The sequence below is a fragment of the Cellvibrio fibrivorans genome (genome assembly GCF_031457055.1).
GTDB classification, from domain to species: Bacteria; Pseudomonadota; Gammaproteobacteria; order Pseudomonadales; family Cellvibrionaceae; genus Cellvibrio; species Cellvibrio fibrivorans.
On the sequence record NZ_JAVDVX010000005.1, the window covers coordinates 73,355 to 84,813 of the forward strand.

Annotated in this window: 11 protein-coding genes; all 11 read left to right on the forward strand. The window is 50.2% G+C overall.

Features of this window, described 5'->3' with window-relative positions; translation table 11 throughout:
• The first annotated feature begins 267 nt into the window (after positions 1 to 267).
• Entirely contained in the window at positions 268 to 1,722 is a 1,455-nt protein-coding gene (gene ccoN, locus J2X05_RS13750; RefSeq protein ID WP_310073379.1) for a cytochrome-c oxidase, cbb3-type subunit I, read from the forward strand.
• A gap of 10 nt (positions 1,723 to 1,732) precedes the next feature.
• Positions 1,733 to 2,344 (forward strand): cytochrome-c oxidase, cbb3-type subunit II, encoded by a 612-nt coding sequence (ccoO, locus tag J2X05_RS13755; protein WP_310073381.1) that lies wholly within the window; start codon positions 1,733 to 1,735, stop codon positions 2,342 to 2,344.
• The gene (locus J2X05_RS13760; protein ID WP_310073383.1) at positions 2,344 to 2,511 is read left to right on the forward strand and encodes a cbb3-type cytochrome oxidase subunit 3; all 168 of its coding nucleotides are present in this window, start codon (positions 2,344 to 2,346) and stop codon (positions 2,509 to 2,511) included. Before ccoO ends, J2X05_RS13760 begins: the two co-directional genes overlap by 1 nt.
• A gap of 24 nt (positions 2,512 to 2,535) precedes the next feature.
• Positions 2,536 to 3,453, forward strand: coding sequence for a cytochrome-c oxidase, cbb3-type subunit III (gene ccoP / locus J2X05_RS13765; RefSeq protein ID WP_310073385.1), 918 nt, complete (start codon positions 2,536 to 2,538; stop codon positions 3,451 to 3,453).
• Between the two features lie 103 nt (positions 3,454 to 3,556).
• On the forward strand, positions 3,557 to 4,963 hold the full coding sequence (gene ccoG / locus J2X05_RS13770; RefSeq protein WP_310073388.1) for a cytochrome c oxidase accessory protein CcoG: 1,407 nt from the start codon (positions 3,557 to 3,559) through the stop codon (positions 4,961 to 4,963).
• A 23-nt stretch (positions 4,964 to 4,986) separates the two neighbouring features.
• On the forward strand, positions 4,987 to 5,556 hold the full coding sequence (locus J2X05_RS13775; RefSeq protein WP_310073390.1) for a FixH family protein: 570 nt from the start codon (positions 4,987 to 4,989) through the stop codon (positions 5,554 to 5,556).
• Between the two features lie 11 nt (positions 5,557 to 5,567).
• Positions 5,568 to 7,994 (forward strand): heavy metal translocating P-type ATPase, encoded by a 2,427-nt coding sequence (locus J2X05_RS13780; protein ID WP_310073391.1) that lies wholly within the window; start codon positions 5,568 to 5,570, stop codon positions 7,992 to 7,994.
• A 21-nt stretch (positions 7,995 to 8,015) separates the two neighbouring features.
• Positions 8,016 to 8,219, forward strand: coding sequence for a cbb3-type cytochrome oxidase assembly protein CcoS (ccoS, locus tag J2X05_RS13785; protein WP_310073392.1), 204 nt, complete (start codon positions 8,016 to 8,018; stop codon positions 8,217 to 8,219).
• The gene (locus J2X05_RS13790; RefSeq protein WP_310073394.1) at positions 8,216 to 9,082 is read left to right on the forward strand and encodes a sulfite exporter TauE/SafE family protein; all 867 of its coding nucleotides are present in this window, start codon (positions 8,216 to 8,218) and stop codon (positions 9,080 to 9,082) included. Before ccoS ends, J2X05_RS13790 begins: the two co-directional genes overlap by 4 nt.
• Positions 9,083 to 9,240: 158 nt before the next feature.
• Positions 9,241 to 10,965: a BamA/TamA family outer membrane protein gene (locus J2X05_RS13795; protein WP_310073396.1), complete on the forward strand. Its 1,725-nt coding sequence runs from the start codon at positions 9,241 to 9,243 to the stop codon at positions 10,963 to 10,965.
• Positions 10,966 to 10,998: 33 nt separating this feature from the next.
• Positions 10,999 to 11,382 (forward strand): lactoylglutathione lyase, encoded by a 384-nt coding sequence (gloA, locus tag J2X05_RS13800; RefSeq protein WP_310073397.1) that lies wholly within the window; start codon positions 10,999 to 11,001, stop codon positions 11,380 to 11,382.
• The last annotated feature ends 77 nt before the right edge of the window (positions 11,383 to 11,459 follow it).

Consider the following 11,459-nt stretch of genomic DNA (forward strand, 5'->3'; position numbering starts at 1 on the left):
GCCAATTAATGACCTATTGTGGATCTATTGATCAAAAGCGCTCTGTTCGCAGGTAAAAGCGCATAAATTATTTGATAAATATCAATCCTGTACCGACAAGGGTGAGACAAATTGCCGCTCATAAGGCAAAATGCCGCACCTAAAGTAGGGTTATAGGCTTGCTATAAATTGGCCTTTTACAAAGATAGTGCCGTGTTGCTCCGGGCGATAAGTAGCGCTGACAGAGACAAAAAGTTTTCATTTTTCTTTAAGTAATAGGAAAGTCCTATGGGTAGTCATGCGACAGTGGCTGGAGATCCTCCAGCATACGACTTCGATATAGTGCGCAAATTCTCCATTATGACCATTGTATGGGGCATATTTGGGATGGGAGTTGGCGTTCTTATCGCTTCTCAATTGGTTTGGCCAGGTCTGAATGATCTGCTCCAGCCTTACACCAGCTTCGGTCGCTTGCGTCCGCTGCATACAAACGCGGTTATTTTTGCCTTTGGTGGCTGTGCGCTTTTTGCTACTTCTTATTATGTGGTTCAGCGTACCTGTCAGGCTCCACTCTTTGGTGGCTGGTTAGTCCCCTTCACGTTCTGGGGTTGGCAGGCGGTTATTGTTCTGGCAGCGATTACCCTGCCATTGGGTATGACCTCTGCTAAGGAGTATGCCGAGCTGGAGTGGCCAATCGATATTCTGCTGGCGCTGGTTTGGATTTCTTATGCGATTGTATTCTTCGGTACTATCGTCAAGCGCCGTACTTCGCACATCTATGTAGCTAACTGGTTCTACGGTGGTTTTATTGTCACTGTTGCCGTGCTGCACATTGTTAACAGTGCTGCTATCCCGGTTACCCTGACCAAATCTTATTCTGCTTATGCCGGTGCTGCCGATGCTATGGTGCAATGGTGGTATGGCCACAACGCGGTAGGCTTCTTTCTGACTGCAGGCTTCCTCGGGATGATGTACTACTTTGTGCCAAAACAAGCTGGTCGCCCGGTTTACTCTTATCAATTGTCAATTGTGCACTTCTGGGCACTGATCTCCCTTTATATCTGGGCGGGTTCGCACCATCTGCATTATTCCGCATTGCCGGACTGGACCCAATCTTTGGGTATGGTGATGTCGCTGATCCTGCTCGCGCCAAGCTGGGGCGGTATGATCAACGGTATTATGACCCTGTCAGGTGCATGGCATAAATTGCGCACCGACCCCACCTTGCGTTTCCTCGTTGTCGCACTGTCTTTCTATGGTATGTCTACCTTTGAAGGTCCGATGATGGCAATCAAAAACGTCAACGCACTCTCTCACAACACTGACTGGACCGTGGGTCACGTTCATTCAGGCGCTTTGGGTTGGGTGGCGATGATTTCTATTGGTGCGCTTTACCACATGCTGCCAAAACTGTTTAACCGCGAAGAGATGTACAGCGTTAAATTGATCAATTTGCACTTCTGGTTGGCAACTGTGGGCACTGTACTTTACGTAGTAGCCATGTGGATCAACGGTATTGGCCAAGGTTTGATGTGGCGTGCCTTTAACCCGGATGGTTCACTGACTTACAGCTTCATCGAAACAGTTGTATTCAGTAAAGGTGGTTATGTGATGCGTGCAATCGGCGGTGCCTTCTTCCTCACTGGCATGTTGATCATGGCATATAACACCTATCGCACCGTAAACGCGGCCAAAAAAGCGGCCGAAAGTGCTCATCAGCCTGCTCAGGCGCCAGCTGTTTAAGGGGAATGCCATGAAAGGTCATGAAATAGTAGAAAAGAATATCGGCTTGATGACTGTGTTTATGGTTGTCGCTATTAGTTTTGGTGGTTTGGTAGAAATTGTTCCGCAATTCTTCCTTAAACAAACCACTACTCCAATTGAAGGTTTAAAGCCGCTCAATGCAGTGCAACTGGAAGGCCGCGATGTTTACATCCGTGAAGGTTGCCATGTATGCCATACCCAAATGGTGCGTCCATTACGTGCAGAAGTTGAGCGTTATGGTCATTACTCGGTAGCGGGCGAATCAGTCTACGAGCACCCGTTCCTCTGGGGTTCCAAGCGTACTGGTCCGGATTTGGCACGTGTAGGCGGCCGTTACTCGGATGATTGGCACAAAGTGCATTTGTTTAACCCGCGTATTGTGGTACCTGAATCAATTATGCCTGCTTACCCGCAGTTGTATGACAATAAGCTTGACGGCAAGCACACCGCAGACAAAATGCGCGCTTTGGCGAAAGTAGGGGTGCCATACACCGAAGAAGATTTCGCCGGTGCCGAGCGAGCGGTTAAAGGCGTAACCGAAATGGATGCGCTGGTAGCTTACCTGCAAAACTTGGGCGTGTTGCTCAAAGAGAAGCGCTAATGGACGCAGGCACAGTCGGCGCAATTTCAACGGTTCTGGTGACCATCGCATTCTTTGGTGTGTGCTTCTGGGCGTTTTCGCCCAAGCTCAAAAAGCGCTTTGAAGAAGATGCCAAGTTGCCATTTGCTGATGAACCTCAAGACAAGCACACAGATGATCACAAGTAATCATCGATTAGGGCGGATTTAACTATGAGTACTTTTTGGAGCCTTTGGATCGTTATCCTGACAACCACCAATCTGGTGCTGCTGTTATGGATTCTCCTTGCCAACCGCAAGCGTGCGGTTGTAGGGGAAGAAAGCACGGAAGCAAAAACCACCGGTCATGAATATGACGGTATTGAGGAATATGACAATCCGTTACCACGCTGGTGGTTCTGGATGTTCATCCTGACGTTTGTATTCTCTGTTGGATACCTGATTATCTATCCGGGTATGGGCGCTTATGAAGGCCTTAAAGATGGAGAGGGTAAGTCCTGGACCTCAGTTAACGAATTGCGTGGCCATCAAGCGGAAGCGGAAAAAGTCTATGCAGAAACCTATGGCGTCTACTCCAAAATGCCAATTGAGGAAGTCGCCAAAAATCCGGATGCGCTCAAAATGGGCTTCCGTCTGTTCTCCAACAACTGCGCTGTATGCCATGGTGCGGATGGTGGTGGCAATCCAGGCTTCCCCAATTTGACCGACAAAGATTGGCTGTATGGTGGCACGCCGGAAAAAATCCATGAAACTATCGTGCTTGGCCGCAAAGCCGCGATGCCTGCCTGGGGTTCAATTCTGGGCGAAGAGGGTGTTGCTGATGTCGCCGAGTATGTACTGCAAATCTCTGGCAATGACCACGATGCCGCAAAAGCCGAAATAGGCGCCAAGCTCTACACAACTAACTGTGTTGCTTGTCACGGTGTTGATGGCAAAGGTAACCAGCTGGTTGGTGCGCCTAACCTGACTGACAACATCTGGCTTTACGGTGGTGAACCAGCCACTATTCGCCAGACGCTGCGTGATGGCCGCAACGGGGTAATGCCAGCACAGCAAGAGCTACTTAAAGAAGACCGTATACATTTGCTGGCTGCCTACGTTTACAGCCTGTCACTGGAAGAATCCAACTAATTCTTCCTGCAAGGAAGGCAGGCTCAGGCCTGCCTTTTTTTTCGCGCTCAATTAGTTTCCCGCTACTGCAGTGACGGTGTAGTGAGGATAAGAGGTAATTCCTTTGAGTGAAAAACCTTCGTCAGAACACAAGTCAGCTGCGGATAACAATATCCGCTATGTAAACCTCTACGAGGCTGATGACAAAATCTACACCCGCCGTATCACTGGCTTCTACCAGCGTTTGCGCCGCTATACCGGCCTGCCGTTGATGCTCGGCTTTCTGATCATGCCTTGGCTAGTGATCGATGGTCGCCCGGCGATTCTGTTTGATCTTCCCGAGCGTAAATTCCATATCCTTTGGCTCACCTTCTGGCCGCAGGATGCGATGTATCTCGCGTGGTTGCTGGTGATCGCTGCCTTTTTGCTATTTACAGTAACTGTGTTGGTTGGGCGCGTCTGGTGTGGGTTTACCTGCCCACAAACCGTTTGGACACAAATGTTTATTTGGGCCGAGCATTTGTGTGAGGGTGACCGAAATAAACGCATGAAGCTGGATGCCCAGCCTTGGGGATTTGAGAAGCTTTGGCGAAAGGGTGCGACACAATCTATCTGGATTGTGATTTCGTTAGTCACATCCCTCACCTTTGTTGGTTATTTCACACCTGTCCGCGATTTAGTGGTGGGTTTTTTCACCTTTAATTTGGATTTGATAACCACTTTTTGGGTGTTTCTGTATTTGGTCGCGACCTATATGAATGCCGGTTTTATGCGCGAGCAATTTTGTAAGTACATTTGTCCTTATGCGCGCTTTCAGGCAGTTATGTACGATCAGGATACCTTAACTGTTTCCTATAACAGTGTCCGTGGTGAAAAACGGGGGCCGCGCAAGATTGGCGATGATTACAAAGCACAAGGTTTGGGCGATTGTATCGACTGCTCCTGGTGTGTGCAGGTGTGCCCGGTGGATATCGATATTCGCGATGGTTTGCAGGCAGAGTGCATCGATTGCGGTTTGTGCGTCGATGCTTGCAATAGCGTGATGGATAAGATGGATTACCCGCGCGGTCTAATCAGCTTTACCACGGAAGATGCCATCCTGAATGGCAAAACCAAAGTTTTCCGCCCGCGCCTGCTGGGTTATGGTTTGATGTTGACGATCATGATTTCCATGTTTATCTACTCCATCGCCACCCGTGTACCAGTGGGGTTGGAAGCGCAACGTGACCGCGGTGTGCGGATGTACCGGGTGGTGGAAGATAGCATCCAGAACGTATACACCCTGAAAATCAGCAATATGGATCGCGCGACCCATACCTATGATGTCGAAGTGGAGGGTGATTACCAGTTTGATGTTCAGGGCTACAAATCTATTCCCGCCATTGAAGGCGAAGTACTGACGATTCCGGTGCGGGTTTCGGTTAAAAAGTCTGAATTGAAAAGTAAAAAGTCCGAGATCCGCTTCCGCGTGCGAGCGCGGGAAAACCCGGAAATTACTGCAACCAACACTACGACCTTTATTGGCCCTTAAGCGATTGTTTCCCAGGTGTTTGCATGAGCGTTTTACAGCAAGATCCTACTAGCGAGGTAGCGGACGAGGCGAGTAAGCCTTGGTATCGCCAATTTTGGTTCTGGTTTGTATTCAGTCCATTAATTTACATCGTCATCATGTGTTCCGTTACCGTGACTATTGCACTCAAAGGTGCTGATGACGTGATTATCGATAACTATTACAAAGAAGGGCGCATGATTAATCAGGCGCTGGAGCAGGACAAGCGCGCGCAAGCCTTGGGCTTGAGTGGCGACCTCAGTTTTGATCGCACTAGCGGGGAGGTTTCGTTGACGATTGCCAATGCGCCTGCTGATTCGACCTTGATGCCAGAGCAACTGCTATTGATGATGGGGCACCCCGTCAAAGCGGCGAAAGACCAGCTTATTACTCTGGTTGCAATCGCACCAGGCAAATATCGTGGTGAGTTGGTGAGCGAGCCGAATTATTCCTGGTACTTAACGCTTTACCCCGTCAACGATATCGCCTTGCGCAAAGAAGCGCCGTGGACCTTGAGCGGTGAAATCAACTTTCGCTCCACCGAAAAAACCCTGCTGGCGCCGCGCGTCAAGTAATCGAGCAGTTGATGGCGACCCCAGCGTCCCCCACAAGTATCACCACTGGGCAGGCCTGTTATCACTGCGGCCTGCCGGTGCCCCCCGCCAGCTATTACCCTGTCATCATTCAGGATACAGAACAGCTTATGTGCTGCCCTGGCTGCCAAGCGGTGGCTATGGCAATTGTTGATGGTGGCCTTGAGAACTTTTACCAATTTCGCACCGCGAGCAATGACCGCCCCGAATTGTCGGCGTCGCAGCGCTGGGATATCTACGACCTGCCCGAAGTACAGGCCGAGTTTGTGATTCCCTTTGACGACAAACTCAAACAGGCCAATTTGTTACTGGAGGGAATTAGCTGCGCCGCCTGCAGTTGGTTGATCGAAACCCATCTCAAGAAAAATCCGGCCATCCAATCGGTTACTGTCAACCTCAGCACCCATCGTTGTGCAGTTGTGTGGGATGCGCAGTATCCACTCAGTGCTATTTTCAAATCCCTCGCCGCCATCGGCTATTTGCCGCGCCCTGCTACCGATGACCAGCAACAGCAGTTGATCAAAAAAGAAAACCGTATCGCCCTGTTTCGTATTGGCGTTGCGGGTTTTGGCACCATGCAGGCGATGATGGTGGCGGTAGGGATGTACACCGGCGCGACGGATTTCTGGCTGGATTTTTTGCGCTGGCTGTCAATGTTGGTGGCGACACCGGTGGTATTTTTTTCCGCCTGGCCATTTTTCCAAGCCGCCTGGCGCAGCGTTCAAATGCGCCATCTGGTAATGGATGTGCCGGTCGCATTGGCGATCGGCTTGGCCTATAGCGCCAGCGTCTGGGCGACAGTCTCAGGCACCGGCGAGGTCTATTTTGAATCTGTGTCCATGTTCACGCTGTTCCTGTTGGTGGGGCGCTATGTGGAGCTGCGCGCGCGCCACCGCAACCGCCTTGCGTTTGGCAATCTCGCGCAGTTGATGCCGCTTACCGCCTGCTGTTTGCGCGTTGAAAACGGCTGTGAAGTTGAGCAGTCGATGCCAATCAAAACCCTCAAGCTGGGCGACCTGATCCTGGTTAAAGCGGGTGAAACCTTTCCTTGTGATGGCCGTGTGTTGGCTGGTGAAAGCGCTGTAGTGGAGGCGTTGTTGACCGGTGAATCCCACCCTGTAAGCAAAAAACCGGGGGATCTGGTGATCGCGGGTACGCTCAATAATCACAGCCCATTAAAAGTAGAAGTGACTGCTCTGGGCGCCGCGACCCAACTCTCGGCCATCGAGCGCTTAGCAACCCAAGCGGCAGACGAAAAGCCACAGCAGGTACTGGCGGCCGACCGTATCGCGCGTTTTTTTATCGCCCGCTTATTGGTGGTATGCAGCGCCGTGTTTGCTTTTTGGCTTTGGTATCGCCCCGAGCAGGCGCTTTGGGTCACGCTCTCGGTATTAGTGGTGACTTGTCCCTGCGCTCTGGCCTTGGCGATGCCCGCGGCTTTATCGGCCGCAACTGCCAACTTGCGCAAGCGCGGATTTCTGGTGGCGCGCGGCCATGTGATCGAGGCGTTGAACGGCATCAATCGGGTGATTTTCGATAAAACCGGTACCTTGACCAAAGGCCGGTTTGCGGTTGAACAGGTCAGCTTGTTCAGTGAAGTCGATTTTTCACGGGAGCGCGTATTGGGGTTGGCTGCTGCGCTTGAAGCGGGGTCCAACCACCCATTAGCCGCTGCCTTCCGTCCTTGGCAAGATAAATACAAAGCGGACGACGTCAAGCAAATCACGGCCGCCGGCGTAGAAGGGCGAATTGAAGGTGAGACGTACCGTCTGGGTACGGCAGAGTTTGCAGCTGAATTTATGAGGGATAAGGCATCACTTCCATTACCGGATGCTCTTCACACGTGGCTGCTGTTGGCCAATGAACAAATACCTCTCGCTTGGATTGCCCTGGTTGATGAAGTCCGCCCCGATGCGGCGGCCTTGATCCAGCGGCTTAAAGCCTGCGGCATTGCCGTCGAGCTATTGAGTGGCGATCAATCCGGCGCCGTCGCACAACTCGCGCAGCATTTAGGTATAGGTGAGTATGTCGCCGGTGCAAAACCGGGCGACAAATTATCGCATCTGAGCCAGCGCCAGGCGGTCGGTGATAAAGTGCTGATGATTGGTGATGGCATTAACGATGTGCCAGTGCTCGCAGGTGCGGACGTTTCTGTCGCTATGGCTTCGGCCTCCGATTTGGCGCAAACCCGGGCCGATTCGGTGCTGCTAAATGACCGCCTTGAGGTGATAGCAGATGCACTGGAAATCGCCCGGCGTACCAAAGGTATCATCACCCAAAACCTGCGTTTTTCGTTGGTTTACAATTTGCTCGCCTTGCCGCTGGCGGCGGCTGGTATGATTCCCCCTTGGCTGGCGGCGCTGGGTATGACCGCCAGCTCGCTAATCGTGATTTTTAACGCACTGCGTTTAACCAAGTAGTTTCAACATCGTGAGCTGTAAATGGAAAGTCTGTATTTTCTAGTCCCCTGTGCACTGGTCTTTATTGGTCTGGCAATCAAGGTGCTGTTTTGGGCGATCAACAATGGCCAATACGACAATCTCGATACTGAGGCGCATCGCATTTTGTTTGATGCGGATAAATCCAAAAAAGCCCAGTCCCAGGCTGCTGCAGACACGTCCGACGATAAGAATCCTCACGCATGATAATTGAATGGTCTGCCCTTACTGCCGCATTTCTGCTCGGCCTCTTTAGTAGCGCCCATTGCGTGGGTATGTGCGGCGGCATTATGGGCGCGCTGAGCATGGCGATACCGGCCAATGCCAAGGCGCGTCGCTGGACGATTATGCTCAGCTATAACCTCGGGCGGGTTTTCAGCTACGCATTGATGGGTGCGATAGTTGGTATCTTTGCGCAGCAGATTACTGAATCGGGTGGGGCAGTGTGGCTGCGTTGGCTGGCTGGTTTGCTGTTGATCGCCATGGGTCTGTACCTTGCCAACTGGTGGCGTGGATTGACCTATCTGGAGGCCGGCGGCCGCTATCTGTGGGCTTATTTGCAGCCTTTGGGGAAAGCATTAATGCCGGTTGATAACACCTCCAAAGCGCTTGCATTGGGAGGAATCTGGGGCTGGCTGCCCTGCGGGTTGGTCTATTCCGCGCTGGCTTATGCCATGGCGCAAGGAGATGCAATTGGAGGCGGCCTGATCATGCTCGCGTTCGGTTTGGGCACTTTACCTGCCGTACTGGCTACTGGGTTTGTTGCGCAACAGTTGGGGCGCTTGTTGCAACGTCGCCAAATCCGCTGGAGCTTTGCGCTGGTGGTTATTGTGTTTGGATTGTGGACTATTTGGGGCGGTGGCCACGGCAGCCATCAACACCAGCATGACCAGCATCAATCGATGAAGGAGGGGGTGGACCATTCGGCGATGGATCACACTGGAATGAATCACGCCAATATGCATCACTCCACCACGCTACAACAACCGGCAGAACCAGAATCTGTGCGGGAACAGACAGACACCCATCACCACCATTCCGTAACATCCTCAGATGCAGCGCATGAATAGCACTGGTAAAAACTCTTAACAGTGTTGTGCTAGGCGAACGAATTTCACCATGCTAAGGTGCGCGCCTGCTAAGCTTGAAACTGAAGTGATACTTTTTTGTCCAAGTGTTTACCAACAGTTTTATCGTCTGTTCTCTAGCGAGCGTTTGAGATATCACTATGATCAAAACCCCGCGTATCGGGTTCTTCTGCGCTTCACATTTTTTATTGACGGTTGTTTTTGGGGTTCTGTCAGTGGGTGCGCATGCCCAAACTGAACTGGCTGTCGATACTGATCCCAGCTGCGAAAATTTTTATGTCTCGCGTGAGAAAGTGGCTGATGCCAAAGACACTCGTATTGATTCCAAATTGTTTGACGGTCTTGAAGGCAAACACATCCGCAGTATCCAGTTCAATACGCTCTCGGTGTTCGACGAGAATGATCCTGATGAAAATAACTGGCTGTATTTATCCCTGAATAAATTGCACATCAACACCCGCCCCAAGGTGGTTCGTGCGCAATTATTGTTTGAAGAAGGTGAGGCTCTGAATGTTAAAAAAATTCAGGAGAGTGAACGTATTTTGCGTAAGCGCCCTTATCTTACTAACGCTTACATAGTCCCAGTCATCGTCTGTGCCGATCAGGTAGACATAATGGTGGTAACGCAGGATGCATGGGCACTTGAGCCACAATTATCACTTAGCAAAGAATCTGAAGGTACTAAATCCGGGTTTGCAATTGCCGACGGTAATATATTTGGCACTGGCAATAGTTTGACCATTGGTTATGAAGAAAACACCCAGCGCAATTTAATCAGTTACGATTTTAGTAACCCGCACATTTTTAATTCACAAATAGCCACACGAATTTATTACGCCGACACCAGTGATGGGCGCGATACTATTTTTGATGTTTCCCATCCCTTTTATTCGTTGGAAACACCTTGGGCTGCCGGGTTTTATACGCAAGACGTAACGCTTGAAGAACCCATCCGCCATATGGATGAACAGATTAACGAATTCCGCCACCAAACCATGCACAACCGCATTTATTTTGGTTTGGCGACAGACGTAACACCGACTCATACACAGCGTTGGTTGGTAGGTATTTCCAATGAGGAAGATAATTTTTTTGCAACAGACGATACTTTGCAGTCAATTCCCGGTGAGCGTAAAGCCGTCTATCCCTGGATTGAATATCAGTATCTTGAAAATCGTTACGGTGTATTTAAAAACGTCAATCAAATCCAGCGCCCGGAAGATATCGCACTCGGCCAGAATTTGAGTTTTCGTTTGGGATATGCCGGTACCCAATTTGATAACCCTGATGACGTAGTTCGCTACATCGGCAACTATACCAATATCGTTGATTTCGATAGCCAACATATTTTTGAAACGACATTTGAGTTAGATGGACGCCATCACTCAAAACTCAACGGTATGGATAGCACCGTGGCAGGCATTAATCTGACTTACAATTATTTTCAGGATGAAAAACGACGTTGGTATATGGGCTTGCTTTATGAAGTGGGACAAGACCTGGCGCAGTATGAAGAGTTAACTGTGGGCGATATCACTGGCCTGCGCGGCTACCCCACGGATTACCAGCGTGGCGATGAGCGCTATGTGTTCACCGTCGAGCGGCGCTATTTTACTGACATGCATATTTTTAATCTATTACGTGTCGGAGCGGTCGTATTTTTCGATATGGGTAAAGCCTGGGGGGTAGAGCAATATGGTTATAGCCCGCTGTTGAGTAATGTCGGTTTCGGCTTGCGTCTGAGTTCAAGTAAAGTGCGCATCGGCAATGTAGTGCACATTGACATAGCTACGCCTACTTCCGCCAGAAATGAACCGGGCGTGGGCAAATACCAATTGACGGTAGGTGCCCAATCAAGATTTTAGTCATGGGTATTTTTAAGGTTTAACTAAGTTATTATGCGTATTCTTCACACTATGCTGCGTGTCGGCAATTTGCAAAAGTCCATTGATTTTTATACCCAGGTATTGGGAATGAAATTATTGCGTCAGCACGATTATCCCGAGGGAAAATTTACGTTGGCGTTTATCGGCTATGGCGATGAGGCGAGCAACACTGTCATCGAGTTAACCTACAACTACGGTGTTGATCACTACGATTTAGGCAAGGGCTATGGACACATAGCGCTGGGGTGCGATGATGTTTATGCAACTTGCGATAACATTCGTGCTGCAGGCGGGAAAATTGTGCGAGAGCCAGGCCCTATGATGCACGGCGCTACTATCCTTGCCTTTGTTGAAGATCCTGATGGCTACAAAATTGAGTTGCTCGGTATAAAATAGTTCTTCACTTCCCCTCGTGCTTAAGCTTATCTTGGGGGTATTAATCCCCCATTAGAGATAAGCGACTTTTCGCTCAG